Annotated in this window: 23 protein-coding genes, 1 pseudogene and 1 other annotated feature; of the genes and pseudogenes, 1 reads left to right on the forward strand and 23 read right to left on the reverse strand. The window is 46.4% G+C overall.

What is annotated here, in order from left to right; all coding sequences use genetic code 11:
* Positions 1-144: 144 nt before the first annotated feature.
* The 14 genes and pseudogenes from ptsP to BN3261_RS11830 form a co-directional block, all read right to left on the reverse strand.
* Positions 145-1,797, reverse strand: a complete 1,653-nt coding sequence (gene ptsP, locus BN3261_RS11755) for a phosphoenolpyruvate--protein phosphotransferase (RefSeq protein WP_022426290.1) — start codon at positions 1,795-1,797, stop codon at positions 145-147.
* 29 nt (positions 1,798-1,826) lie between these two features.
* The gene (locus BN3261_RS11760) at positions 1,827-2,867 is read right to left on the reverse strand and encodes a polyamine ABC transporter substrate-binding protein (RefSeq protein ID WP_015525684.1); all 1,041 of its coding nucleotides are present in this window, start codon (positions 2,865-2,867) and stop codon (positions 1,827-1,829) included.
* Positions 2,868-2,900: 33 nt separating this feature from the next.
* Positions 2,901-4,754 (reverse strand): extracellular solute-binding protein, encoded by a 1,854-nt coding sequence (locus BN3261_RS11765; protein WP_059086331.1) that lies wholly within the window; start codon positions 4,752-4,754, stop codon positions 2,901-2,903.
* A gap of 12 nt (positions 4,755-4,766) precedes the next feature.
* The gene (locus BN3261_RS11770) at positions 4,767-5,585 is read right to left on the reverse strand and encodes an ABC transporter permease (protein ID WP_015525682.1); all 819 of its coding nucleotides are present in this window, start codon (positions 5,583-5,585) and stop codon (positions 4,767-4,769) included.
* Positions 5,585-6,631, reverse strand: a complete 1,047-nt coding sequence (gene potA / locus BN3261_RS11775; RefSeq protein WP_015525681.1) for a spermidine/putrescine ABC transporter ATP-binding protein — start codon at positions 6,629-6,631, stop codon at positions 5,585-5,587. The genes BN3261_RS11770 and potA overlap by 1 nt, the downstream gene beginning before the upstream one ends.
* Entirely contained in the window at positions 6,621-7,415 is a 795-nt protein-coding gene (locus tag BN3261_RS11780; protein WP_022426292.1) for an ABC transporter permease, read from the reverse strand. Before BN3261_RS11780 ends, potA begins: the two co-directional genes overlap by 11 nt.
* The gene (locus tag BN3261_RS11785; RefSeq protein ID WP_059086332.1) at positions 7,412-8,266 is read right to left on the reverse strand and encodes an ABC transporter permease; all 855 of its coding nucleotides are present in this window, start codon (positions 8,264-8,266) and stop codon (positions 7,412-7,414) included. The genes BN3261_RS11780 and BN3261_RS11785 overlap by 4 nt, the downstream gene beginning before the upstream one ends.
* Positions 8,259-9,521 (reverse strand): ABC transporter ATP-binding protein, encoded by a 1,263-nt coding sequence (locus tag BN3261_RS11790; protein WP_059086333.1) that lies wholly within the window; start codon positions 9,519-9,521, stop codon positions 8,259-8,261. The genes BN3261_RS11785 and BN3261_RS11790 overlap by 8 nt, the downstream gene beginning before the upstream one ends.
* A gap of 104 nt (positions 9,522-9,625) precedes the next feature.
* On the reverse strand, positions 9,626-10,936 hold the full coding sequence (locus tag BN3261_RS11795) for a peptidase dimerization domain-containing protein (protein WP_059086334.1): 1,311 nt from the start codon (positions 10,934-10,936) through the stop codon (positions 9,626-9,628).
* Positions 10,937-10,977: 41 nt separating this feature from the next.
* Positions 10,978-11,805, reverse strand: a complete 828-nt coding sequence (locus tag BN3261_RS11800) for an HAD family hydrolase (protein ID WP_059086335.1) — start codon at positions 11,803-11,805, stop codon at positions 10,978-10,980.
* A gap of 204 nt (positions 11,806-12,009) precedes the next feature.
* Positions 12,010-13,710 (reverse strand) — a sequence feature (23S ribosomal RNA rRNA prediction is too short).
* Between the two features lie 26 nt (positions 13,711-13,736).
* Positions 13,737-14,312 (reverse strand): annotated as a pseudogene (locus BN3261_RS18410) (amino acid ABC transporter ATP-binding protein); the annotation flags it as partial.
* Complete coding sequence (locus BN3261_RS17350; protein ID WP_092073601.1) at positions 14,305-15,807, reverse strand: ABC transporter permease subunit; 1,503 nt, start codon at positions 15,805-15,807, stop codon at positions 14,305-14,307. The gene BN3261_RS17350 and the pseudogene BN3261_RS18410, both read right to left, overlap by 8 nt.
* A gap of 15 nt (positions 15,808-15,822) precedes the next feature.
* Positions 15,823-16,680, reverse strand: coding sequence for a PfkB family carbohydrate kinase (locus BN3261_RS11825; RefSeq protein WP_059086338.1), 858 nt, complete (start codon positions 16,678-16,680; stop codon positions 15,823-15,825).
* A 37-nt stretch (positions 16,681-16,717) separates the two neighbouring features.
* Positions 16,718-17,686 (reverse strand): phosphoheptose isomerase family protein, encoded by a 969-nt coding sequence (locus BN3261_RS11830; protein ID WP_059086339.1) that lies wholly within the window; start codon positions 17,684-17,686, stop codon positions 16,718-16,720.
* Between the two features lie 291 nt (positions 17,687-17,977).
* Between BN3261_RS11830 and BN3261_RS11835 the strand changes: the two genes are divergently transcribed.
* The gene (locus BN3261_RS11835; protein ID WP_059086340.1) at positions 17,978-18,700 is read left to right on the forward strand and encodes a GntR family transcriptional regulator; all 723 of its coding nucleotides are present in this window, start codon (positions 17,978-17,980) and stop codon (positions 18,698-18,700) included.
* A 146-nt stretch (positions 18,701-18,846) separates the two neighbouring features.
* On the opposite strand, the gene BN3261_RS11840 is transcribed toward BN3261_RS11835, so the two are convergent.
* The 9 genes from BN3261_RS11840 to BN3261_RS11880 all read right to left on the reverse strand — a co-directional run bounded on the left by BN3261_RS11840 (position 18,847) and on the right by BN3261_RS11880 (position 26,337).
* Positions 18,847-19,842, reverse strand: a complete 996-nt coding sequence (locus BN3261_RS11840; RefSeq protein WP_330383271.1) for a D-alanyl-D-alanine carboxypeptidase family protein — start codon at positions 19,840-19,842, stop codon at positions 18,847-18,849.
* Between the two features lie 252 nt (positions 19,843-20,094).
* Positions 20,095-20,790, reverse strand: coding sequence for a 50S ribosomal protein L1 (gene rplA / locus BN3261_RS11845; RefSeq protein WP_015525334.1), 696 nt, complete (start codon positions 20,788-20,790; stop codon positions 20,095-20,097).
* Between the two features lie 95 nt (positions 20,791-20,885).
* Entirely contained in the window at positions 20,886-21,311 is a 426-nt protein-coding gene (gene rplK / locus BN3261_RS11850; RefSeq protein ID WP_015525333.1) for a 50S ribosomal protein L11, read from the reverse strand.
* A gap of 68 nt (positions 21,312-21,379) precedes the next feature.
* Positions 21,380-21,901, reverse strand: a complete 522-nt coding sequence (gene nusG, locus BN3261_RS11855) for a transcription termination/antitermination protein NusG (protein WP_015525332.1) — start codon at positions 21,899-21,901, stop codon at positions 21,380-21,382.
* A 15-nt stretch (positions 21,902-21,916) separates the two neighbouring features.
* Positions 21,917-22,123 (reverse strand): preprotein translocase subunit SecE, encoded by a 207-nt coding sequence (gene secE / locus BN3261_RS11860; protein ID WP_021651261.1) that lies wholly within the window; start codon positions 22,121-22,123, stop codon positions 21,917-21,919.
* A 25-nt stretch (positions 22,124-22,148) separates the two neighbouring features.
* A complete protein-coding gene (gene rpmG / locus BN3261_RS11865) occupies positions 22,149-22,298 on the reverse strand; it encodes a 50S ribosomal protein L33 (protein WP_044961412.1) in 150 nt (49 codons plus the stop codon).
* Positions 22,299-22,633: 335 nt separating this feature from the next.
* The gene (locus BN3261_RS11870; protein WP_059086341.1) at positions 22,634-23,371 is read right to left on the reverse strand and encodes an SDR family NAD(P)-dependent oxidoreductase; all 738 of its coding nucleotides are present in this window, start codon (positions 23,369-23,371) and stop codon (positions 22,634-22,636) included.
* Position 23,372: 1 nt separating this feature from the next.
* Positions 23,373-25,190, reverse strand: coding sequence for a thiamine pyrophosphate-binding protein (locus BN3261_RS11875; protein ID WP_059086342.1), 1,818 nt, complete (start codon positions 25,188-25,190; stop codon positions 23,373-23,375).
* Positions 25,183-26,337, reverse strand: coding sequence for a LicD family protein (locus tag BN3261_RS11880; protein ID WP_059086343.1), 1,155 nt, complete (start codon positions 26,335-26,337; stop codon positions 25,183-25,185). Before BN3261_RS11880 ends, BN3261_RS11875 begins: the two co-directional genes overlap by 8 nt.
* Between the last annotated feature and the right edge of the window lie 18 nt (positions 26,338-26,355).

A 26,355-nucleotide genomic window follows, 5' to 3' on the forward strand; every position in this document is an offset into this window, starting at 1 on the left:
CAGATATGCTTCCACGCACTGCTTCAATTTAGAACAGCAATAAGCCGTGAGTGAAAGATTCCGTCAAAAAAATCCTGAGGATCCTATGTGAGATATCAACAGATAGCAACATAGAAATTCTCAGGATTTTTATTTTTCCGGATATTATTTCTCTTTTACTGCTTCTTCCGGCCGGTTTGCCTCATCCGCATAGGAGCTGCGGATCGCTTTTCGCACTGGAAGTACACAGGCAGGAACAACGGAAAGGCCGTCCACTCCCATCTGGATAAAAGCTTCTGTAAGATTGGAATCTGCTGCCAGCTCTCCGCATATGTAAACTTCACATCCTGACTTATGTCCTGCCTCTGTTACCATGCGGATCATCTTTACAAGCGCTGGATGATGATCGTTGTATTTATCCTTCAAAAGAAGATTCTGCCGGTCCATAGCCAGGGTATACTGGGTCAGGTCATTGGTTCCAAGGCTCAGAAAATCCACACGTTTTCCAAGTTCTTCACTGATCATGACCGCTGCCGGTGTTTCGATCATAATTCCGGTACGGATGTTTTTGTAAGGAATGTTCTTCTCATCCAGGCCCTTTTTTACCTCACGGATCAGCTTCTCGATCTCATCCAGTTCATCCTCGGACGTGATCATCGGATACATCAGGTTGATATTTCCATAGGCACTTGCACGGTAAATAGCCCGAAGCTGCGCTTTAAACATTTTTTTGCGATCAAGGCAGAGGCGGATGCCGCGGTTTCCCATCATAGGATTGACCTCATCAGGAATTGCCATATATTCTGCCTGACGGTCTGCCCCCAGGTCCACGGTACGGATCACTGCCGGACGTTCATCCATATCCTCGGCTACTTTTTTATAGGCACGGAACAGCTCATTCTCTCTTGGATAATTCTCTCTTCCGAGATACTGGAATTCACTTCGAAGAAGGCCGATACCTGCTGCTCCGTAATAAAGAACCGTATTCAGATCATCCAGATTTCCGATGTTTGCCAGAAGCTTGATCTCCTTGCCATCGGCTGTGATATCCTTCTGGTTCCGAAGTCTCAAAAGTTCTTCCCGCTCTTCCTTATCTGCTGCATGACGGATCTCATATTCCTTAAGAAGCTCCGGCTCCGGATCGATATACAGTGTTCCTGTATACCCATCTACAATAGCCATATGGCCATCCCATTCTTTCTGTATCTCCACCTCGACCAGGGTGGGGACTTCCATGGATTTTGCCATGATCGATACATGGGAAATAACAGACCCCTGATGCATGACTACCGCCAGAAGACTGGCTTTGTTCATCTCCAGAAGTTCATTGGGGGAAAGCTGCTCTGCTGCAAGGATCACCGGCTCATCTCCCAGATTGATCCGTGCATGGGAGCCACCCATGGCGCCGATCAGCAGCTCGGAAATCTCCCTGATATTTTCGATCTGTTCTTTGACAGCCTCGTCCTCCAGCTTGCGGAACACATTTGCAAGCTCATCCCTGGTTGTCTGGACTGCGTAAGCTGCACTGACCTTTTCTGTCGTGATCATGCTTTCCACGGCCCGCTGGAAGCTTCCGCCACTTAAGAGCTTCAGCTGACGTTTCAAGGTCAGCTCCTGCTCTTTGGGGAGGGGTGCTCCGTTTTTATACATATGCTGGATCTGGTTCTTTACCGCTGTTCTTGCATTATCCAGACGATCCAGCTCCTTTTTTACATTGTCTACCATGGACTGACGGATCTGATATTCGCCTCTGTGGTAATACAGTATTTTTCCAATGGCTATTCCGGAAAAAGCGGATGTGCCTTTGTATATCTCCACCTGAAAAACCCCCTTACTGGTCCGTCTGCTTAATCGCAGGCAGCTTTAAACTCTGTCCAGATCTTATTGTATTCCTGCTCTGCTTCCTGGCTTACATTCTGTACGATCTCACCCTTTGTCACGCTGTCCGGAACAACCAGGCTCTCGTCTACCAGATCATCTGCTGCCTTGTTTGTATTGTAGTATCCGATATAGTTGATGCACTGTGCAGATACTTCCGGCTCTAGGATATAATTGATAAATTCATTGGCAGCCTTCGCATTCGGTGCTTCACTTGGCACAAACATTCCCATAATACCAAATCCAAGACCTTCCTCCGGATAAACCACCTTAAGATCCGGATTATCCTTCAGCGCCTGTGTTACCTGTGATGTATAAAGAAATGCCACACTTGCCTCTCCGTTGAGAAGTGCATTCTGTGTATTGTCATCCTGGATCATACGAATGTTCGGTGCCAGCTCTTTCAGCTTCTCACCGGTCTTGTCGATCACGGCTACATCTTCTTCGTTCATGCTCTCTCCCATGGAAAGCTGTGTGATGCCACAGATCACGCGGTAATTACCTACGATGGCAATGCTGTCCTCCAGAGATTTATCCCAGAGATCCTTGTATCCTTTAATGTCGATATCTACCTGCTCCGGATCATAAACGATCAGTGGGATTCCTGCTCCGTAAGGTACTGTATATTCGTCATCCGGATCATAAAACTGTCCCTGATAAAGGGGGTTGATGTTCTTAAAATTGGAAACGGTATCCTTGTCGATCTTCTGGACAAGTCCCTCTTTTACCGCGCTGTCGATAATGTAATCATCTGCAATTACCACATCGTAATCGCCGCCCTTTGCCTGGGAAAGCTTCTCAAGCATGGTCTCATCGGTATCAAAGTTGGAATATACCACCTTGGTCCCTGTTTCTTTTTCAAAATCATCCAGCACTTCCTGCGGAAACATTCCGTCCCATGTATAAAGTACCAGTTCATCCTTATCCTTTGCACTGACACTGACACCTGTTATCATAGATGTTCCAAGTACCGCACATAACATGATCGCTGCTGCTTTTTTTGATTTCATAGAACCTCCTTCATGTCTCTCTCTGACGTCTTGTTATTTTGCTTTTACCTTTGTCCAAAGCTCTGCGAATTTCTGCTTGATCTTTGGCTTCTGGTATCCGAAGATCTCATTCTTTGGATTGTCGATCTGCGGAATATAGGAAGAAATTCCCTCATAAGTTCCGTTCTTCATCTCCTCGAATGCACTCTTTACAGTAGAAGTATATCCTACTTCTTCGGTATTGGAAAGAGCATTTTCATCATCCAGCATAAAATTGATGAACTCATGAGCCAGATCTACTTCATTACAGTCTTTGGTGATGACCATGGCATCATACCAGGTATTGGTTCCCTGCTGCGGGGTATAATAGCCAAGCTCCGGATTTTCGCTGATAATATAGGAAGCATCTCCGGAATAAACAACCGCCATTGCCTTGTTTCCTGAGATCATGTTGTCGATCACATCATCACCTGCATAGATCGGATCCATGGTATCTCTCTGCCGGATCAGCCACTCATAAGCCTGCTGGATCTCATCAAGATTTTTGGTGTTCATGGAATACCCCAGCGCTTTCAAGGCGATCATAAAGGAATCCCTTTCGGAATCATACATATAAAGATCTCCCTTATATTTTTCATCGCAGAGAATATTCCAGCCCTCTTTGTCAAGATCCTCCTGAGAGACTACATTCTTATTATAAAGGATGCCTACAGTTCCCCAGAAATACGGACAGGAATAACGATTTCCCGGATCATAGTCCTTATTCTGTACCTCGGGAAGAAGATTTTTGCTGTTTGGAATTTTTTTCCAGTCAAGGGCCTGAAGATATTCCTCCTTGATCAGTCTTTCAATCATATAATCTGACGGAACCAAAACATCGTAGGTTTCACCACTGGCCAGCTTGGTGTACATCATCTCATTGGACTCGAAGGTTTCATATACAACAGTACAGTTATACTGCTTCTCAAATTTGTCCAGAAGACTCAGGTCCATATATTCTCCGGCATTATATACACGAAGCACGTGGTTTCCCTGACTTACGAGCGTCCACTTTCCCAATACCAGAACAACCGCAGCAGCTGTGATAACCGCAACGATCCTTCTTTTTTTCGGATCCATTTTTTTCACGGTGGAGGCCTGAAGCTTCGGCATGATCAGATTTGCAAAAAGAAGCACCAGTACAATGACCACGATCACAATGGTAGAAAGGGCGTTGATGGTGGGATTGATGCGCTTTGTCATATTATATACAACAATGGATATATTTTTTACTCCGTTTCCGGAAACAAAGTAGGAAATTACGAAATCGTCAAAGGACATAGTAAAGGCCAGGAGCGCTCCCGCAAAAATCCCTTCTTTGATCATGGGCACGATAACCTTGGTAAGTGCCTGATATGGCGTTGCACCAAGATCCATGGCTGCATTGGCAAGGTTCGGATCCAGGCTTCGTACCTTCGGATATACACTGGTGATCACATAGGGCGTACAGAATGCGATATGTGCCAGCAGCATGGTCAGATAGCCTTTCGTCATTCCCAGCGAAGAAAACAGCAGCATCAGACCAATCGCGGTTACGATCTCCGGATTCAGAATTGGAAAGTTATTGATGGTAAGGACCATCTCCTTCAGCACCTTTCTGGATTTTGAAAGTCCGATGGCTGTGATGGTTCCCAGCACTGTAGAAATAACAGTTGCCAGAATTGCCACTGTGACCGAAACATAAACTGCCTTACTGATCTCCATGTTGTTTATCAGCTCTCCGTACCAGCGCAGGGAAAATCCTGTAAATCTGGTCAGGGACTTGGATGAGTTAAAGGAAAAGATCATGGTCACAAGGATCGGCAGGTAAAAAAATGCCAGACACAGCACTACATATAATTTTGAAAATATGGTATTTTTTCTTTTCATCTCCTGCCTCCTTTAATCGTCCTGGGTATCCATCTTCTTCATCAGGCTCATAAAGATCAGGATGATCACTGCCAGGATCAGAGAGATGGCACTTCCGAAGTTCCAGTCACCTACAGAAATAAACTGTGACTCGATGAGATTACCGATCAGCATGTACTGGCCGCCGCCGAGAAGCTTCGGAATAACGAAGGTTGATATGGACAGAAGGAATACCATCATGATACCATTGACCACACCTGGCATGGAAAGCTTCCAGGTGATCCTCCAGAAGGTCTGGAAGGGATTGGCACCAAGGTCGTTGGCCGCTTCGATCAGTGACTTGTCCATTTTACTTAAGGATGTATGGATTGGAATGATCATAAAGGGCATAAAGTTACAAACAAGGCCCACGATAACGGAAAAATCTGTATACATCATGGTGATCGGTGAGATTCCCAGCATTTTCAGAAGGTTGTTCACCAGACCATTGTCAGAAAGAATGTTCATCCATGCATAGGTACGGAGAAGCATGTTGATCCACATGGGAATGGTGACCATAAGGATCAGAAAGCTCTGCACCTTTTCGGAATATTTGGAGATAATGTATGCCAGCGGATATCCGCAGACCAGGCAGATCAGTGTGGTCAGGATACCCAGGCGGAAGGATTTCAGGATAACACTTAAATATGTAGCTTCCAGAAATTTTGCAAAATTCGCCCATGTAAAATGCAGGGTCAGAACTTCATTTCCATCTGAGGTAAATGCATAAAGCACGATCAGGATCAATGGTACCACGATCAGGATCGAAGCCCAGATGATATACGGCTTGATCAGATGCTTGAACTGTTTCATTAGTATCCTCCCATTCTGCACATAACATGGATATCCTCAGGACCAAACTTCAGTCCCACTTCACGTCCCACTTCTGCATAATCGGTAGTATGCACCATGTATGTGCGAAGCTCCGTCTCGACCAGGATCTCATAATGCACGCCCTTGAACGTAATGTTCCGTACAGTTCCTCTGATCTTGGCCTGATCCGGTTCCACAATATCCAGATCCTCCGGGCGGAGAACAACCTCAATGGCTTCGTTGTCCTCAAATCCCTTGTCTACACATTCAAAACGGAAGCCATCAAACTCCACAAGGAAATCCCTGATCATCGTTCCTTCTATAATATTGGACTCTCCGATAAAGCCGGCAACAAAACGGTTCTCCGGCTCATTATAGATATCTGTCGGGCTGCCGATCTGCTGGATCTCACCGTTGTTCATGACTACTACCGTATCAGACATGGAAAGTGCCTCCTCCTGGTCATGGGTGACATAGATAAAGGTGATCCCTACCTCTCTCTGGATCTTTTTCAGCTCGATCTGCATCTGCTTACGGATCTTGGCATCCAGTGCGCCGAGTGGCTCATCCAGCAGAAGAACCTTCGGCTCATTGACAAGAGCTCTGGCAATGGCAACTCGCTGCTGCTGTCCACCGGAAAGAAGTGTAACATCTCTTTTTTCGAAGCCTTCCAGCCCTACCATTTTCAGCATTCTTTTTACCTTCTGCTCAATAACAGATTTATCTACCTTTTTCAGATTCAGGCCGAAACCGATATTGTCCATAACATTGAGATGCGGAAACAATGCATATTTCTGGAATACCGTGTTGATCTCTCTTTTATATGGAGGCAGCTTGGAGATCTCAATTCCGTTAAACAGTACCTCTCCGCCGCTTGGCTCCTCAAAGCCGGCAATGATCCTTAAGGTTGTTGTCTTTCCACAGCCGCTGGGTCCCAGAAGCGTAAGGAATTCGTTTTCGTGAATGTCCAGATTAATGCCCCGGAGCACCTGCTGGTCATCAAAGTTTTTTGTGAGATTTTTTAACTCGATCAGTTTATTGCTCATCTTTTATATTCCCCTTCCCGCGTTTTCCTGCGATCAGATATACTGCCAGTACCAGAAGGATCACTCCCAGCATTATGGTACAAAGTGCATTGATCTCCGGCGTAACGCCTGTTTTCATCTGTGTGTAAACTTTTATCGGCAGCGTGGATACACGTGGCCCGGTTACAAAAATACTGATCACCACATCGTCCATGGACATGGCAAAGGCCAGCAAAGAGCCGGATATAACAGCCGGCATGATCAGCGGCAGGGTAATGTCCCAGAAGGCCCGAAAGGAACCGGCACCAAGATCTCTGGCTGCCTCTTCCAGGGACGGATCCATTCCCACAAGCCTTGCTTTTACCTCCATCAAAATATAGGGCACGCAGAAAACCGTGTGTCCGATCAGAAGTGTCAGCATTCCAAATGGCAGGTTCAGCATATAGAAAAATGCCATCAGTACCATTCCCAGAATGATTTCCGGGATCATCAGAGGCAGGATGGAAATATACTCCATCACCCCTTTTGTTTTCCAGTGGATCCTGGAAAGTCCTACAGCCCCCAGTGTTCCGATCACTGCAGATACCCCACAGCTGGACACCGCCAGGATCAAACTGTTTTTCAATGCCTGGATCAGATCCCTGTCCTGAAACAGTTCCTGATACCATTTCAGGGAAAATCCGGTAAAGCGCACCGGAAGTCTTGCTTCATTAAACGAAAATACCACTACCACACCAATGGGCAGATACATAAGGAAAAACAGGATTCCCAGGTACAGTCCTGAAAGCTTTGAGTTCTTTTTCATCCGATTCCCTCCAGTTCCTTCACATTGGTAAGCTTCCGATATAATACGATCATCAGAGTTGTCAGTATCATCAGTACCACAGCCAGTGCTGCGGCAAAGGGCCAGTTATTGCCTCTTGTCATCTGCTCCTGGATCAGACTTCCCACAAGTACGATCTTGTTTCCGCCCAGGATATCCGCAATAAAAAACAGACCCATAGACGGAATAAAGGTAAGTATCACTCCGGAAAGAAGTCCCGGCAAAGTCAGCTTAAAGGTGATGCTCCAGAAGGCCTTCCATCTGCTGGCTCCGAGATCTCTGGCAGCTTCCACAAGGGACCAGTCCAGCTTTTCCGCACTGGAATATACGGACAGTGCCATAAACGGCAGCAATACATAGATCATACCGATCACGATTGCAGGATAACTGTACAGGATTTTTAAGGGCTCCTGGATGATGCCAAGCTTCATCAGCAGATAATTCAGAAGGCCCTTTTTCTGGAGAATGATGATCCAGCCATAAAGACGGATCAGGGAATTCACCCAGAAAGGCAGCATCAGGAAAAGCATGGCCAGCTTCTTTTTGCCCTCAGAAAGCTTTGCCATAAAGTATCCGAAGGGGTAGCCCACCAGACAGATGATCAAAGTGCTGGTGAGCGCAAGGCGAAAAGATCCTGTAAAGGTCTGCAGGTATACAGGCTCCAGGATCTGCTTGTAATTATCCAGAGTAAATTCCCAGTTCACGCCGTAGCCGCCGTCTGCTGTGGAAAAGCTCAGTGCAGCTACATACAGAAGCGGCAGTGCGACGAAGATCAGTGTAAAAAGATACAACGGCAGGATCATCCATACGGAGCCTGCTCTGTGCTTACGCATGGGTACCTCCTGCACAGGGACCTGACAGATCCGGCAATACTTCTTCTGCTCTTTCTTCCCGATCTACCAGCACTGCATCTGTAGGAAGAAAACAGCAGCGCACCTTTTCTCCTACACTGACATTTGTATCAATGCCGTAACGGCTTGCCACGATTTCCTGACCTTCCGAAGTTTTCAAAACAACACGGAGCTGGCCGCCGGCGAAGGTTTTTTCAATGACTTCGGCGGTTAAGCCATCGCAGCTGTCATCTGTGTTTTTTTCTGCGGGCTCCTGTACACTCTTTTGTGTGTTTTCTGATGTGCAATTCGGCGTGCTTTGTTGTGCATTTTTTTTATTTTCCTCAAACCGGATATTTTCGCTTCTTACTGCGATGGTAACCTTTTCTCCTTTTTGTGGGAAATATCCTCTGTCAGATGTAGCTGCGGTGTCCATTGATACTTTTACTTTTCCGGCATCAGTTCTTATGGTGATCTGAGCGGAAGTACCGTCAATCTCCTCTTCCGCAATGCTTTCCACAATACCGGTCAGGATATTGGCATTTCCAACAAAGGTTGCCACATAGCTGGTCTTCGGATGATTATAGATCTCATCCGGCGTCCCGATCTGCTCAAAGCGTCCGTGGTTCATCACAGCGATCGTATCAGACATGTTGATGGCTTCTTCCTGATCGTGAGTGATATAGATAAAGGTGATCCCCAGCTTCTTCTGCAGGCGCTTCAGCTCGTGCTGCATGGCACGCCTCAGCTGCAGATCCAGTGCACCAAGGGGTTCATCCAGAAGAAGTACCTCCGGATTGTTCACAAGTGCTCTGGCTATGGCCACACGCTGGCGCTGACCGCCGGAAAGCTCTGACGGCTTACGCCTCTCAAAGCCCGGAAGCTGAACAAGCTCCAGCATTTCTTTGACTCTTCTGCTGATCTCCGCTTTCGATGTTTTTTTCAATTTCAGCCCATATCCAATGTTATCTGCTACATTCATATGGGGAAAAAGTGCATAATTCTGGAACACTGTGTTCACATTGCGCTGATTCGGTTCCAGGGATGTCACATCCTTTCCATCCAGAAAAACCTGGCCGGAATCTGGCTGTTCCAGGCCTGCAATGATCCGCAGTGTGGTGGTTTTTCCACAGCCGGAAGACCCCAGCAGAGTGACAAATTCTCCTTTTTTTGCTGTGAGACAGATACTTTCCAAGACGTCCTCACCTTCCTGGAAGCTCTTTTTTATATTTTTCAATTCTAATGAAATTTCGGACATTTAGTTCTCCTTCTGTTTGCTATGATATCCGCCCCCTGCATGGGACTTTCCTGATATAAGATTGCTTATTGTACTCTCGCAGGGGATTCTCCTGATTCGGTTAACTACTCATTTTCACGAAAATTATCTTGTATATACTGACAATAAGTTTCTTTATTAAATACAGGTTTAAATTCCCGACAGATTTTTTTTGCTTCTTTTGCCTGATCACAAAGAAGACGATACGTAGTCAGTGCCAGAAGCTTGGCTGGTTTGATATATGCCAGTTCTTCATCCATGATCTTAAAATCTGCTCCGTGGAGTTTTCCCGCAAATCCTCCGAATGTAAAATTCAGCACTGGAAACAGATGGGTCAGGTCTCCTACGTCGGTACAGGCGTTGTTAAAATCTGCCGGCTTTGAGCACCGGTACGTAGCGTCCAGAAGCTTTACAGATTCTTCCATCACTTTATCCGCACCTCTGTGCAGGATCGGCATATATCCCTGAAGCGGTTCTCTTTCGATCGTACCACCGAATGCATAGGCAGCTCCGTCATAGGCACGGTCCATTTTTTCCTGTGTTGCCCGGATCGCATCCAGAGACGCTGCACGGACTTTTGTTTCGATCACCGCTTCGTCCGGAACTGCATTGATCACATCCCCGGCTTTTCGGATCACGTTGTGAAGACGCACATGGTCTTCCTCCCGGAACGTTTCCCTCATCAGTCCCATCATCTGAATGGCACTGGAAGTAATACTTAATGCATTGACACCATCCCATGGATCAATGGCTGCATGTGCGGCTTTTCCTCTTACTGTCACTCGTTCTGCGGAAAATCCGTTACAAGCTGCATTTCCCAGGTAGAAGTCTTCCTCCACCGGCATCATGTGCACATGTGTTGTCATAATAATATTAGAATAGTCAAATTCTCCAAGACGGATCAGCTCGCTTTTTCCGGATGCAGGAAAGCCGATTCCTTCTTTACGAAGCCGTGCACGTTTATCTGCATCAATGTATTCTTCCGCCGGAACGGCAAAAAAAGATACGGACCCAGACAGAGAGGCTTGAACCTCCTCATTGGTCAGTGCCAATGCTGCGCCGATCATGGCTGCAATCTGTGCGTGGTGTCCGCATGCATGTGCTGTCCCGTTGGCGGGATCAGCCATCGGATGCGACTTACATCCGATGGCGTCAAGTTCTCCGATAATCGTAATGTTCGGTCCGTCCTGTTCCATCCACTCAGCGCGAACCCCTGTGCGTGCAAGTCCTCCATGCACACGAAGTCCCAGGCCACGCAAAAAAGCCGCTACGTGTGCGGCTGTTCTCTCCTCATAAAACCCTGGTTCCGGATGGCTCTGGATATCCTTCGCAAAGGCTATGATCTCATCTCTGTGTTCATCTATAGTCTGAATGATCTTTTCTTCAATATGATTCATGTCTTATAACCTCCATTTTCCGCAGGTTAAGCTATATGATATCATAAAACAGTTGATTTGGAAATAGATATTTTCTGGAGATATTTCGCTACTCCGTCGTTTTCATTGGAACCGATGATCCCGGTTGCCACAGCTTTCAGTTCACTCACTGCATTTTCCACTGCATAGGCTTCATCCGCTATTTTAAACATATCAATATCATTTTTTCCATCACCAAAAACAACTAATCTGTCACATTCCAGTTTTTGTTTTAGCTGCAAAGCAGCCTGCGCTTTGGATGCTTTTTGCGGCATGATCTCCAGCCACTGCTCTCCTGTATAGATATCTTGCTGATAAACAACATGATATTTATTTTTATATTTATGATAAAATGGTTCCAGCTTCTCCGGCTTATCAATGCAGGTGATATAAAAAAGATCTCCATACATCAATTCAGACTCTGTAGTTACAATATTCGTACGTTTGTCACCTTTCCTGCTGTTTAAAAATGCCTGCATTCCACTTGTTGCCTTTGCCGCTATATAAGAAAACTTTTCAACATTATCCTGATATGAATATATGATCGGATATATTTCGTGTGCAAAAAGATCCCTCAATACCTCATATATATCCTCTTCAAAATAATTGGCAATAAGGATTTCCTCTGTTATATTATCTTTCACAAATGCCCCATTGTATATAATAAGAGGTAAGTGTGTGTTAAGGCCTTCTGTTACTTTTTTTGCCGTATTTAAGGAACGAGCTGTTGCATAGGAAAATAACATGCCTGAAGAAGTTAAAGCATTGATTGTTTTTATTGTATATGAAGATAGAGTTTCATTTTTTCGCAAAAGAGTTCCGTCGAGATCTGATACGTATAGTGTTTTCATAAATAAATCCTTTCGTTTTACTATGGGCTGTAGATAGGGAAACTTTTTTCAGTTGACAGGGAAATTGATGATAAAATATTTCTTTATTATAGCACAAAAAAAGTGGCTGTTTAAGCCACTTTTTACGATTGTATATTCAAAACTACATACATGTTCTGTTGATGATCGTTAATCTTTTTTGAATCAATTCTTAACCTGCGTTTCTTGGTCAAGCCCTCACCCGATTAGTAACAGTCAGCTCCATGTGTTACCACACTTCCACCTCTGCCCTATCTACCTCGTCGTCTTCAAGGGGGTTTACTTCATAAGAATGGGATATCTCATCTTGAGGGGGGCTTCACGCTTAGATGCCTTCAGCGTTTATCCCTTCCGGACTTGGCTACCCGGCCATGGCTTTGGCAAGCCAACCGGTCCACCAGCGGTCCGTCCATCCCGGTCCTCTCGTACTAAGGACAGCTCCTCTCAGATATCCTACGCCCACGCCGGATAGGGACCGAACTGTCTCACGACGTTCTGAACCCAGCTCGCGTACCGCTTTAATGGGCGAACAGCCCAACCCTTGGGACCTACTACAGCCCCAGGATGCGATGAGCCGACATCGAGGTGCCAAACCACTCCGTCGATGTGAACTCTTGGGAGTGATAAGCCTGTTATCCCCAGGGTAGCTTTTATCCGTTGAGCGATGGCATTCCCACTTAATACCACCGGATCACTAAGCCCTACTTTCGTACCTGCTCCACCCGTCGGTGTCGCAGTCAAGCTCCCTTCTGCCTTTGCACTCTTCGAATGGTTTCCGTCCATTCTGAGGGAACCTTTGGGCGCCTCCGATACCCTTTCGGAGGCGACCGCCCCAGTCAAACTCCCCGCCTGGCATTGTCCCACCGCCGGATTACGGCGGCTGGTTAGAAGCCCAATATCACAAGGGTGGTATCCCAACAGCGGCTCCGCGGCAACTGACGCTACCGTTTCTCAGCCTCCCACCTATCCTGTACATGCAACACCGGACCCCAGTGCCAAACTGGAGTAAAGCTCCATGGGGTCTTTCCGTCCTGGCGCGGGTAGCCAGCATCTTCACTGGCACTTCAATTTCACCGGATGTATTGCCGAGACAGCGCTCAAATCATTACGCCTTTCGTGCGGGTCGGAACTTACCCGACAAGGAATTTCGCTACCTTAGGACCGTTATAGTTACGGCCGCCGTTTACTGGGGCTTAAATTCAAAGCTTCGCGTTACCGCTAACCTCTCCTCTTAACCTTCCAGCACCGGGCAGGCGTCAGCCCATATACCTCACCTTTCGGTTTCGCATAGACCTGTGTTTTTGCTAAACAGTTGCTTGAGCCTATTCTCTGCGGCCTGCTCTCGCAGGCACCCCTTCTCCCTAAGTTACGGGGCCATTTTGCCGAGTTCCTTGGCAATACTTCTTCCGCCGGCCTTAGGATTCTCTCCTCATCCACCTGTGTCGGTTTACGGTACGGGTACAATATGAACGATAGCGGCTTTTCTTGACGCATGGCTCACGGGCTTCGCTACTAATCTTCGCTCCACATCACGTCTTCCCATTGCATGGCGGATTTTCCTACCATACTGGTACCTCGCTTGTACCGGGCTTTCCATTCCCGGCTCCCGCTCTCCTTACGTGTCCCCACAGTTCTGTCATACTGCAGTNAAACAATAGCGGCTTTTCTTGACGCATGGCTCACGGGCTTCGCTACTAATCTTCGCTCCACATCACGTCTTCCCATTGCCACACGGATTTTCCTATGTGACTGGTACCTCGCTTGTACCGGGCTTTCCATTCCCGGCTCCCGCTCTCCTTACGTGTCCCCACAGTTCTGTCATACTGCAGTNGATTTCTATCCTCAAGAATCACCCCATCATCCATAAAGAGCACTCTGTCGCTGACCTCCCTTGCAAATCCCATCTCATGGGTAACCACCAGCATGGTCATGCCTTCTTTTGCAAGCTCCTTCATAACCTCAAGAACCTCTCCGACCATCTCCGGATCAAGAGCTGATGTCGGCTCGTCGAACAGAAGCACCTGGGGATTCATTGCAAGGGCTCTGGCAATGGCAACCCTCTGCTTCTGTCCGCCTGAAAGCTTTCCTGGATAGACATCAGCTTTTTCTTCAAGTCCGACTCTTTTCAAAAGAGCCCTCGCCTTCTGATCAGCTTCCGCTACATTCCATTTGCCAAGGCGCACCGGCGCAAGGGTGATATTTTTCAATACTGTCATATTTGGAAACAGATTAAAATGCTGAAAAACCATTCCCACATTTTCCCTGAATTTATCTACATCCAGCTTCGGATCCAGAAGCTGCTGTCCGTTTACGGTGATCTCGCCTTCCTCCGGTTTTTCCAGAAGGTTCAGACAGCGCAGAAATGTAGATTTTCCGGAGCCGGACGGACCGATGATGCAGATACACTCACCCTTGTTTACGTGAGTTGTGATTCCCTTTAATACGTGTACGTCCCCGAAGGACTTTTTCAGATTTTTAACATCAATCACTTTCTCTCAGTCTCCTTTCAAATCTCTTCAGCAGAAGGCTCAGGCACTTCACGATCAGATAATACATGATACCTGCAACGATCAGCGGTATGAACATCTGATAAGTACGGGAAGAAACATAGCTTGCCGCTTTTGTCAGATCCATGATACCCACATAGCCCAAAATAGAAGTCTCCTTGATCAGCTGGATAAACTCATTACCCATTGCCGGAAGGATGGTTTTTACAGCCTGCGGAATGATAATGAAACGCATGGTATCCTTATACCCAAGGCCCAGAGAACGACCAGCCTCGCTCTGCCCCTTGTCTACAGATAAAATACCTCCGCGGATAACCTCGGAAACATATGCACCGCTGTTGATACCGAAGCTGACCACTGCTGCCACATATCCCAGCCTGCTGTGGAACACTGCAAAATAGATGATCATCAGCTGAAGGACTGACGGTGTTCCACGGATCACATCAACATAAATATCCGCGATCGTGGAAAGAATGGTTCTTCTGCCTTTTTTCGCAGCTCCAAGACGTACCAATGCCACTACAAGACCGATCAGGATACCTACGATCACTGACAAAAGGGAAACGATCAGCGTAATCCCAAGACCGTTAATATAAAACTTCCAACGATTATCCTGAAGGAAAATAAAGCTTAAAAGTCCCAGAAAACCATCAGTTGCTGCTACATCTGTCACATCCTCGCTGTTTTCAAGTGTGTCCACAAAATACTTCTGATAAAGATCATCATATTCCCCGGATTTTTTTACTTTTGCAAGCCCGTCATTGATGATCTGGACAAGCTCTGTGTTTCCTTTTTCAATGCAGAAAACCGTATCCTCTGCTGTACTTGGCACGGACTCATACTGCAGGTCTGAGTTCTGTTTGCAGTAGATCTCAGCCATGATATTGTCGATCAGAACTGCATCTGCTCCACCGTTTTTCAGCTCCATGACTGCACTGGAAGCGTTTTTAAATCTTTTTACTTTGGCATCCTTAACTTCACCGTAATCAGTAGTCTCGCCGGATGCGATCATATCACTCTGTGCACCCTCCAGAACTGCAACGGTTTTTCCGGACATCTCCTCAAAATCCTTGATCGGATTATCCTTACGGCTGATGATGCACTGTGTACCGGTGTAATAAACATCGGAAAAATCAACGCTTTTTTTACGATCCTCCGTAGGTCCGATCCCGGCTGCGATCACCTGTACATCACCAGCCTCCATGGAACCCATCAGGGAATCAAAGGGCATATCCTTCCATACCAGCTTTACGTTTTCTTCCTTGGCGATTGCCTCCAGAAGATCGTAATCAAAACCTGTAATATTTCCATTATCATCCAGGTATTCAAACGGTGAATACTCTGCGTTCGTTCCTATGACGATGGTCTGCTGTTCTGCCGCTTTTACTGCCACTGCACTGCTGAAATACACCGGCAAAGCCATGATCATACACAGTACAAAACAGATAAGAGCTCTGCTTTTTCCATTGCGTCCCATTATTTTCCCCTCCTGCTATTCATATTTTTTTCCGTAGCCAAAAGCACCTTCCATGCCACAGATGCCCGCTGCAAAAGCAGCTGCCTCTTCAAGACTTTCACAGATCGCGGTTTCCTCCGCCATGCCGTTTTTCATTCTTCCGATATACCCGGTAAGGAAAGATGCGATCAGTGAATCCCCGGCGCCAAGAGTATCTTTTACTTCCGTAAGCGGCGCTGCCGGCTGTCGGTAAAAATTCCTTCCGTCATAAAGAATGCAGCCCCTGGCTCCTCTGGAGGCCATGGCAAGCTTCGGCCCCATGGAGATGATCTTTTTCAGATGCTCTTCTGCCTCCTGGTCGGTTCCGTCAAAGGAGCAAAATGCGTAAGTAACCTCCGGTGCTGTTTTTTCATAATATTCCTCTGTGGAATCATCAGAAAAGTCAAAAGAAACCGGAATTCCCGCCTCTTTGATCTTATGCAGCTCTTCCTCCGTAAAAGAGTAATTTCCGCTATGTACCACATCAAAGCCTTTCATATATTCCAGATCAAAACGATCAAGGATATACGGTGTTTTTCCACGGATACCACCATCATTAAAATCCAGGAACTCACGGTCTCCGTCTTTTAATGTGATCCTGGAATAACCGTTCTCGCCGTGCATCTGTCTGCACTTTACGGTTTCCACGCCGATTTTTTCCAGTGTATCCATGATCAGTTCTGCTCTGTCGTCATCTCCGAAATATCCCATATACGCTGTTTTTTCACATCCGGCCATCTTTCCGTAAACACTGACGTTTACGCAGTTTCCGCCTGGATACATGGTTTTCAGATGATCATAGATATCCACTACATTGTCTCCGAAGCCAAGAAGCTTTGTACTGTATTTACTCATATTTTCCCTTTCTCTGTGCACAGGCACAGCAGCACCTTTAGTACTCTACAACGCCCATATATCTTCTCATATCCAGCGGATGACGGCGTTTATCCTGGAGAGCGGTACGGTAAACGGTCGTCATAGTGTAGAACAGCATCGGGGTAAAATATTCCACACAGCTGTCATCAATTGCTTCCATACCAAGCTTATCTGCATCAATCACTTCGTATTTCTTTCCGTATTTTTCAAGGAAAGTCAGCACACGCGCATCCATCATACGGTTTCTGCCCCGGCTCATCATAAGGATATAAAGATGATCCTCATCCGTTACCTCAAACGGTCCATGGAAATATTCCGCACTGTTCAGATAACCGCAGTCCATCCACTGCATTTCCTGAAGTGAGCAGATCGCAAAGCCATATGCCTGAGAATAGGAAGCTCCCGATGCCATGATATAAAGGTTCGGTTCCTCTGAATATTTTTCTGCAAAAAGCCATGCTGCATTCTGCTGATCCTTCACTGCAGCTGCAATAACATCATCGATCTTTTCAAAGCCTTCCACGATCTTATCGTAAAGCTTATATTCCGGCTCCTGTACCTTCATCAGCTCATTAAGAATACGAAGTACGATTCCCTGAGGCTTCTCTGCTTCCTTTACCCCCGGTGCCCAGTCGTATACAACGGAGATCCATTTATCGGTATCACATGGGGAACCTGGCGCATGTGTCATTGTAACAACAGCCGCACCTGCATCCATTCCTGTTTTTGCTGCCTCCAGACACTCCTTTGTCTTGCCACTGTGGGAGCAGATGATCAGAAGACTGTCTTTTCCCAGCTTCTTCGGCGGTGTCAGTGCAAACTCTCTTGCAGGGATCCACTGTGCATCCATCACTGCGGATTCCGCACGGACAAAATAATATCCCGGATACAGATCCACAAGAGATCCTCCGCATGCAAGAAAATACACATTTTTGATTGTTCCATGCTCTTTGTTGATCTTATTTACGATTTTTACTGCGTCCATTTTCATCCTCCGGTTTTCGTGGAAATTCGTCTGAGAATCCTCTGAATCCATTGAAAATACAGGTTTTTTCGGATTTTCAGATGAATTTCTCCTTCTTGTACTTTTGCATTTTACCTTTTTGAAGAATATAACATATTATAACGTTATAGTAAAGAGTATATTCATGATTTATGATTAATTATTCATCCAATATACTTTCTGACGCACTGCAGAGGTTTGTCCATTACTGGACAAATACATCCGCACTATAGTAAAATATCTTTTATGAACAACCTCAGAAAGGATATTTTCATGTTAAATAAAAATTCGATCCAGCCGCTTTACAAGCAGCTTATGGATATCATCACCCAGCAGATCAAAAACGGTACTTATAAGCCCGGAGAAAAAATCCCCACTGAGCCGGAGCTTGCCGATCTTTACCATGTCAGCCGGATCACTGTCCGACGTACCGTGGAGGAGCTTTGCACGCAGGGCTATCTTATCAAGCATCAGGGAAAAGGAACCTTTGTAAAATCCCCCATGATCTTCCGGAAATTTGAATCCCAGAAAAATATGAGCTTTTCCGAATCCTGCCGTCAGAATAACCGTATTCCGGAATCTCACGTACTGTCCTTCTGCAAAAAACCTGCGAACAGCGTAACCTCTGATTTTCTGCAGCTTACTTCGGATGAGGAAGTTTTTTTCCTGGAACGTCTTCTTCTGGCTGACAGTATTCCGGTTATTGATGTTCACACCTGGCTCCCCCCACGGCTTTTCCCGGATTTTGATCCGAACGCTGTAGAAAACGGTTCTTTTTTTGAATATATCAAAAACACCTACCGCTGTACGATCGCAGAATCCAGCCGCAGCACTATTTCTGTTACTGCAGCCTCCCCGGATATGGCAAAAACTTTGCGTCTGTCTTCCGGCGATCCCGTGCTGATCCTGGATTCCTATATGGAAGCTCCTGATGGAAAACCGCTTTACATCAGCCGTGAATACATTGCAGGTTCCCGCTATACGATTTCATTTTGAAGAATCAAAAAAACGGCACAGAAGTGTTATGCTACCAATACAGCAGCATACACCTCTGTGCCAGTGTTTATTTATCCAAAAATATTACTGTTCACTCCGTTCTCTGCAACACGCTTCGCGATACACAAAATTTATCCTTTATCTTTTCAAGACTCCGATCCATCACTGCCTGTCATCTGTGCCTCAATGGCCTTTCCAAGGCGGTTATAGATCGTCACCGCATCCTCCACATGGAGTGGGCTTCCGGTATTTCCCGATGCGCCTGCCGTTACCAGTATGTATTCCCTGTCGTAGACCTCTGCAAAGCTTGCAAGACACAGACCCGCCTCGCTGGTATATCCTGTCTTGCCGCCCAGGATCTTGCCGCCGGTAACGGAAGGGTCAGAAAGATTTTTGAACATGGTACTGTAATATGTGATCCCGCTGGGATGGATATTCGTCACTCCTGTAGAATGCCGCGGACTCTCAATGATCTCTCTGAACGTATCGTTCCGAAGCGCATACCTGAGCAGCACCGCAATATCTCTCACTGTACTGTAATGATCCGGATCATGAAGCCCTGTCGTATCACAGAAATGTGTATCATTCATTCCAATCCTCTGTGCCTTCTTATTCATCAGCTCCACAAATCCATCCCTGGAACCGCCTACGGTATCCGCCAGTGCGATACAACACTCCGCACCGGATGGCAGCATGGCACCATAAAGAAGGTCGATGGCCCGCACGGTCTCACCGGGCTGAAAGCCTGCCTGGGTGGCATCCTGCTCATAAAGCCCCTGGAACATTTCCTGGGTCAGAGTGATCTCCTGATCCAGATCATCCAGGTTCTCAATAGCCACGATCACCGTCATGATCTTCGTCATGGAAGCCGGATAGATCTTCTCATCGCCCTTCATATTTCCGATGATCTTTCCGCCTTTTACCTGCATCAGCACTGCGTAGGGACTGTTGATACCGCTCATCTCAAGCTTACGGACAACCGGTCTCTGCAGAGACTCCATCCAGTCACCTACCCCTTTATTCCAGCCGATGATCACTACAAGTGTCAGGATCACGATAGCCTCTACCACCAGGCAGAGTATCATTTTTATTTTGTTTACCTGTTTTTTTATTTTCTTCGCTTTACGCTTTTTTGATCTCAATTTATACTCCCTGTTCCGACAAATTCATCTGTAAGTTTTACTTACAGAAACGTTTTCCCCATCTTTTTTATATTAACATGATTATTATTTTCTTCTGTAAAATCTATATGAAAAAGCTCTGATGAGCTTTCGGTCTGTTACAACTCTGTTTGTGCCTTATTGTAGGATTTTTGCCCCCAAAAATCAAGGTGTATAAATGTATAAAAAAATACCCCATACAAAGTTTCCTCTGTACAGGGTATTTAAAATTTATTACTGAGCTAATTTAATCGGGTTAAGCTTAACACCAGGTCCCATTGTCGGAGCGATTGTAACGCTCTTCAGATACTGACCTTTCAGTGTGCTAGGTCTAGCCTTTGTGATAGCTCCCATAAGCGTCTGGAAGTTGTCGCTTAACTGCTCCTCGGTAAAGGAAGCCTTTCCGATCGGAACATGGATGATGTTGGATTTGTCAAGACGATACTCGATCTTACCTGCTTTAATGTCGTTAACAGCTTTTGTTACGTCCATTGTTACAGTACCAGCTTTCGGGTTTGGCATTAAACCTTTCGGTCCAAGTACACGACCAAGACGACCTACAACGCCCATCATATCCGGTGTTGCAACTACAACGTCAAAGTCAAGCCATCCCTCGTTCTGGATCTTCGGAATGAGGTCCTCAGCTCCTACGAAGTCTGCTCCTGCTGCCTTTGCCTCTTCTGCCTTAGCATCTTTAGCAAATACAAGTACACGAACTTTTTTACCTGTTCCGTGTGGCAGAACAACTGCTCCACGGATCTGCTGATCTGCGTGACGTCCATCGCAGCCTGTACGGATGTGAACTTCGATGGTCTCGTCGAACTTAGCTACAGCTGCTTTTTTAACAAGGCTGATAGCCTCTGGTGCATCATATAATGTTGCGCGGTCTACTGCTTTCGCAGCTTCCACATATTTCTTTCCTCGTTTCATTTCTATAACCTCCTGTGGTATTTGCGGGGAAAAGCCCTCCCACTTGAAAATTTCACTTTTTCTACGGGAACCCCGAACTTAAGCTTCGGTATTTATTAGTCTACGACTTCGATTCCCATACTTCTTGCTGTACCGGCGATCATGCTCATAGCAGCCTCGATGGATGCTGCGTTGAGGTCTTTCATCTTCAGCTCAGCGATCTCCTGAACCTGTGCCTTAGTAACTTTAGCTACTTTGGTCTTGTTCGGTGTACCGGAACCAGATTTGATGTTTGCAGCTTTCTTAAGAAGAACTGCTGCCGGCGGAGTCTTGGTTATGAAGCTGAAACTTCTGTCAGCGTAAACAGTGATGACAACCGGGATGATAAGATCTCCCTGATCAGCTGTTCTTGCGTTGAACTCCTTAGTAAACTGTACGATGTTTACACCATGCTGTCCAAGAGCCGGACCTACAGGTGGTGCTGGAGTTGCTTTACCAGCCGGAATCTGTAATTTGATATATCCTGTTACTTTCTTTGCCATTTTCGGCACCTCCTATGTGGTATTGGCGGGGGTGTGTCCCTCCCACTTGCTGTTACCTTGTTTTTGAATTACTCAGCTTTTTTGATTTCTGTGAAACTTATTTCTACCGGTGTTTCACGACCGAAAAGCTCAACATTGATCGTTACCGTCTGTTTCTGCATGTTGATACCTGTGATCACACCTGCGGTATCTTTCCATGCACCACCGGTAACGACTACCATGTCGCCCTCTGCGAAGTCCACTTCGATATCCGGTTTCTGGATACCAAGCGGCATCATTTCCTCTTCTGTAAGAGGCACAGGCTTTGATCCCGGTCCTACGAATCCTGTAACACCGCGGGTATTACGGACAACGTACCAGGTATCGTCATTCATCACCATATTGAGAAGCACATAGCCTGGAAACATCTTTTTCTGAACCTGTCTTGAGGTTCCGTTCTTCATCTCCACTACATCCTGCAGCGGAACACGTACCTCCAGGATCTGGTCTTCCAGGTGTCTGTTCTCGATCGTCTTTTCAATGTTGGCTTTTACCTTGTTCTCATACCCGGAATAGGTATGGACAACGTACCATTTTGCTGCTTCTGACATATAATCACCTTGTCCTTACTTCATTAAGAAATTAATGCATTCCAGAATTCCGGAATCCATTACACTGATAACCACTGCCAGGATGATCGTGATGATCACGACCACAACAGTCTGCTTTGCCAGTGTGGGACGGTCTGTCCAGACAATCTTCTCAAATTCTGACTGAAGTCCCTGAAACCAACTTTTCTTCTGCGGCTTATCCTCAGATTTCTGTTTTTCCATAGCATAACCTCACAAATCTCTGTGATTACTTTGTTTCCTTGTGCAGAGTGTGTGTATGACAGAACTTACAATATTTCTTGGTCTCCATTCTCTCAGGATGGTTCTTTTTCTCCTTCGTCATATTGTAGTTACGCTGCTTGCACTCGGTGCATGCTAATGTAATCTTAACGCGCACAACTTCCACCTCCAGTGTTTTCATTTGCATGGTCTTCTATGCCGCCCGGAACGTATATCCGTCGTCATTTTCGGGCATAAAAAAAAGACCTAACTTCCATGTCGCTCGTCAATTTTATCACAGAGCAGGTGTGCAAGTCAAGCCTTTTTCGCTTAAATATAAAGAATTTCACAGATTCCGTACGGACGTCTCAAGTGCGCAAACCCGATTCTGCTTCGCTGCATTTCGTTTTCGGGACGTCGCCCCTGTACAGGAAGACAGAAGAAGACCCTTATGTGCAGGCACAACATGTCTTCTTCTGTCTTCCTGCGCACTTTCAACTGATAGGCAAGCGGTTAAAAGTAGTCATAACCACCGTGAATATCCACCACACTGCCGTTCATATATCCGTTAGACAGTACTGCATAAGCCATATCCGCCACTTCCTCCACAGTTCCAAACCTGTGGAGTGCGATCTTCCGGTTGATACGGTCATAGCTCTCCTGGGTGCGGGCGCTGTGCCACGGAGTTTCGATGAAGCCAGGTGCAATAGCGTTGACTGTGATGCCCTTTGGCTCAAATTCCTTTACCAGGGATCTTGTCAGGAAATGGATGGCTGCCTTGGTGACTCCATATACAAGGGAGGAAGAATACGCCTGCTGTCCTGCATAGGAACCGGTAAAGAGCACACTGCCGCCCTCTACCATCATGGATCTCAGCTCTTTGACCATAAATACAGGTACGGAAAGATTGGTGTTTACGATCCGTGTCCACTCCTCAAAGCTGTAGTCTTCATATTTTGCGTAGGTACTGATGCCGGCATTGCTTACAAGCCAGTCAATATGGTCTGTCTGCTTTTTCAGCTTCTCCACAAAAACCATCATCTCTTCATAGGAAGACATATCTGCCTTTATCAAAGTCACCTGAGATCTTTTTTCCTCAGGAAGGCTCTCCTGAAACGACAGTGCCTTCTTCTCATCATGTCCATATGTTACGAAGATCCTGTCAGTTTTTGCCGACTCTGCCAGGATCTTTTCGGCGATTCCTCTTCCGATTCCGGAGGTACCGCCTGTGATCACAGTTATTTTTCCCATTTTACAGCTCCATCAGTTCATCAAATATCGGTTTCGGTATATAAGGCTGCTGATTGTGGATCGGCTCACCCAGACAGGTCTTCGGGTATGCGTAGGTTCCATGCTCCAGCATGATCTCCAGAAGCTCCGGCCCGTTCTGCTCCAGGAATCCACCGGCATATTTTTCTACGTCTTCTCCCTGGATGCGCTTTGCAGGAATTCCGTAGGCCTGCGCCACATCTGTAAAATCGCAGGATGAGAATCCGCTGCCATCGGAGGTATCCGCATATACACAGTCAAAATAATCTCTCTGAAGATGACGGATCATTCCCAGCGCCTCATTATTCATTACGATCATCTTCACCGGGATATTCTCGCGCTTCACCCACTGCAGCTCCTGGATATTCATCTGGAAGGCTCCGTCTCCACAGATACATGCCACCGGCTTGCCGGTAGCATAATAAGCTCCGATAGCCGCCGGAAGTGCATATCCCATAGCACCATGTCCGCCGGAAAAAAGTGTCTTCTGCCCCTGCTGATTGTGGAAGGACTGATAGCTCCATACCATATGCTGTCCCACATCCACAGCAACCGCTCCGGTATCGGAAAGCTGATCACTCAAGTATGCGATCATGCGGTTCGGATAACGCTGCGGTGTCTCATCGTCCACTTTCCAGAGTTCCTTACGGATCTTCTGGCAGACAGCAAGCCATTCCTCATAGGAACCGATCTGTGCCTGCTGCTCTGTCAGCTTACGCACCACAGTCTCTGCGCTGACGCAAAAGCATTTCTCACCTTCTCTTCCCGCATGGATCTCTCTTTGAAGATTATAAGGATCAATATCCACACGGATGATTTCGGCATTCTTCGCAAACTCATGAACCTTAGTACCAATCTGACGGGTACACAGGGAAATTCCAAAGCAGAGCAGAAGGTCGCTTTTTGCATTGGCGATCATATTTGCATACCGGTGTCCGTAGGCACCTCCGATGCACCCGAAGTTCAGAGGATCATCAAAGCTCAGTGCGGAACGTGCAAGTACACTTGTGATCACCGGAATGTGATGGGCACGCGCCAGATCTGTGAGCATTTTTTCTGCTTCTCCGGAAGCTCCGTGACCGATCATAAATACCGGCCGTTTTGCAGTCCTGATCTTATTCAGAATATATTCTGCCGCCTCTGCTCCATCAGAAGAATCCGCCTTTGCAACTGCATCCCTATAAAAGGCTGCCCCGTTTTCCGGATCATTTTTTCCATATACAGCTGTCTCGATCTCTTCCTCGGAAAATTCCATATCATAAGCCGGATCTTCCACCTCGCCTCTCTGCACGTTCATGGGAAGATCGATAAGAACCGGCCCCTTCCGTCCTGTATTGGCGATCTGCCATGCAAGATTCAGTTCACGAACGATATTTTTCGGATCACGGACCTGCACCGCATACTTGGTTACCGGCTTTGCCATGGAAACCATATCGATCTCCTGAAAGCCTTGCTGACGAAGGCCTGTAATACCGGAATATTCATAGGTATTCAGCTGTCCGGTGATAAAGATCACCGGAAGAGAATCGAAATACGCATCTGCCACACCGGAAAGCAGATTGGCAGCTCCCGGACCACTGGTGGCATAGGCACAGCCGCAGGCATTCTTTGCCTGAGCATAACCACAGGCGGCAAAAGCAGCTCCCTGCTCATGATAGCTGGAATGACTTCTTGCATGGGGATTCTTCTCAATGGAATCTACCAGATGTGCGATCATGGTTCCCTGGTATCCAAAGAAATCATGGATCCCTTTTTTCTGCAAAAATTCCACAACATAATCTGTAAGCTTGACCTTAGACATATTTTTTTACCTTCTCCATATACGAGATCCTTCCTGTTTTTTCCAGATACTTAAGATACAGGTCAAAAACCTCCGGATCTGTTTCAAATGCTTCTTCATATTTCAGGCAGCGATCATTCATCCTGGTATATCCTGCAAATGCTTTTTCCAGTTCCACATAATCTTCATTTTTGAAGAGATTCCGGATATAGCTGAGCTTTTTGCGATAAGCCAGTGCACAGGTATATTTTTCCCCGCAGAATTTTGCATAATCCCAGCACTGTGCAAGATATTCCCGGTAATTCATTCCAAACTGCCTGCGCTTTTCCCTTTTCTTCCTGACAGAAGCAAATTTCTTCAGTTCCTTTGACTGCTGCAGAAATTCCTCGCATGGGATCAGTGTGCTGCACACCACCAGCGAGCCGGGAACATAGTTTTCCATTGACTTATTTCGATAATTTTTGCCGTAGGCCCGGGTGAGATAGCTGTCTGTGTTTCCCGGGACCATAAAGGATTCTCCTCCAAGCATTGCCTCCCCGGGATTTTCAAAAATATGCGCAGGAAAATAAAGATTCTGGTCAAAATATCGGAGTACATATGTTTTTGCGCCATCCTGCGGCTGCCGGAGCAGATCCCGGAATATGCTCTTTGCCAGCCAGCCTCGTCCGCAAAGGGAAAGGACTCGCACCATCCAGATACATCCCAGCTCACGCCGGTTTCGCCACTTGCCTTTTTTTCCGTAGATCCTTTTCCATCCCTCTTCGCGCATACGGTTCCAGAGATATTTTCCCTTTGGGCCATATTCACACTGCAGCGGAAGGATATTGATCCCCAGTCCGGGATGTTTGTATTTTCCGTACTCGTCCAGCTTATAAAACAATGTATCTTTATCTGTATAACGCAGAAAAAATCCGGGGAAACGGCTGTTATTCTCCATAGATTCCAGAGTTCTGCGCAGCTCCGGTTCTTCATCAAAGATATTTTTAAACCGGGCCATATCACCGGTCTTCATATAAATATCATTGCTTGCCGGATTCATGGGAAAAGGGCGCTCCGTTACCGCACAGAGGGTAAGATACGGAGAAAGATAATATGTGATCTTATTTTTTCTGCATATGGTATCTATTTCTTTTAGAAGTTCCAGTACTTTCTGCTGTTCTCTGTTCAATACACTCTGCCTCGTTTC

Source organism: Blautia massiliensis (ex Durand et al. 2017) (assembly GCF_001487165.1).
In the GTDB taxonomy this organism is placed as follows: Bacteria; Bacillota; Clostridia; order Lachnospirales; family Lachnospiraceae; genus Blautia_A; species Blautia_A fusiformis.

What these genes read in the sequence shown, in the direction of transcription:
- nusG (WP_015525332.1), bottom strand. Translation starts at nt 21,901, where the DNA reads ATGTCAGAAGCAGCAAAATGGTACGTTGTCCATACCTATTCCGGGTAT.
- potA (WP_015525681.1), bottom strand. Translation starts at nt 6,631, where the DNA reads ATGAGCAATAAACTGATCGAGTTAAAAAATCTCACAAAAAACTTTGAT.
- BN3261_RS11785 (WP_059086332.1), bottom strand. Translation starts at nt 8,266, where the DNA reads ATGCGTAAGCACAGAGCAGGCTCCGTATGGATGATCCTGCCGTTGTAT.
- secE (WP_021651261.1), bottom strand. Translation starts at nt 22,123, where the DNA reads ATGGAAAAACAGAAATCTGAGGATAAGCCGCAGAAGAAAAGTTGGTTT.
- BN3261_RS11765 (WP_059086331.1), bottom strand. Translation starts at nt 4,754, where the DNA reads ATGAAAAGAAAAAATACCATATTTTCAAAATTATATGTAGTGCTGTGT.
- BN3261_RS11875 (WP_059086342.1), bottom strand. Translation starts at nt 25,190, where the DNA reads ATGTCTAAGGTCAAGCTTACAGATTATGTTGTGGAATTTTTGCAGAAA.
- BN3261_RS11780 (WP_022426292.1), bottom strand. Translation starts at nt 7,415, where the DNA reads ATGAAAAAGAACTCAAAGCTTTCAGGACTGTACCTGGGAATCCTGTTT.
- BN3261_RS11835 (WP_059086340.1), top strand. Translation starts at nt 17,978, where the DNA reads ATGTTAAATAAAAATTCGATCCAGCCGCTTTACAAGCAGCTTATGGAT.
- BN3261_RS11770 (WP_015525682.1), bottom strand. Translation starts at nt 5,585, where the DNA reads ATGAAACAGTTCAAGCATCTGATCAAGCCGTATATCATCTGGGCTTCG.
- BN3261_RS17350 (WP_092073601.1), bottom strand. Translation starts at nt 15,807, where the DNA reads ATGGGACGCAATGGAAAAAGCAGAGCTCTTATCTGTTTTGTACTGTGT.
- BN3261_RS11790 (WP_059086333.1), bottom strand. Translation starts at nt 9,521, where the DNA reads ATGTCCGAAATTTCATTAGAATTGAAAAATATAAAAAAGAGCTTCCAG.
- BN3261_RS11760 (WP_015525684.1), bottom strand. Translation starts at nt 2,867, where the DNA reads ATGAAATCAAAAAAAGCAGCAGCGATCATGTTATGTGCGGTACTTGGA.
- rplK (WP_015525333.1), bottom strand. Translation starts at nt 21,311, where the DNA reads ATGGCAAAGAAAGTAACAGGATATATCAAATTACAGATTCCGGCTGGT.
- BN3261_RS11870 (WP_059086341.1), bottom strand. Translation starts at nt 23,371, where the DNA reads ATGGGAAAAATAACTGTGATCACAGGCGGTACCTCCGGAATCGGAAGA.
- rplA (WP_015525334.1), bottom strand. Translation starts at nt 20,790, where the DNA reads ATGAAACGAGGAAAGAAATATGTGGAAGCTGCGAAAGCAGTAGACCGC.
- BN3261_RS11800 (WP_059086335.1), bottom strand. Translation starts at nt 11,805, where the DNA reads ATGAAAACACTATACGTATCAGATCTCGACGGAACTCTTTTGCGAAAA.
- BN3261_RS11795 (WP_059086334.1), bottom strand. Translation starts at nt 10,936, where the DNA reads ATGAATCATATTGAAGAAAAGATCATTCAGACTATAGATGAACACAGA.
- BN3261_RS11830 (WP_059086339.1), bottom strand. Translation starts at nt 17,686, where the DNA reads ATGGACGCAGTAAAAATCGTAAATAAGATCAACAAAGAGCATGGAACA.
- BN3261_RS11825 (WP_059086338.1), bottom strand. Translation starts at nt 16,680, where the DNA reads ATGAGTAAATACAGTACAAAGCTTCTTGGCTTCGGAGACAATGTAGTG.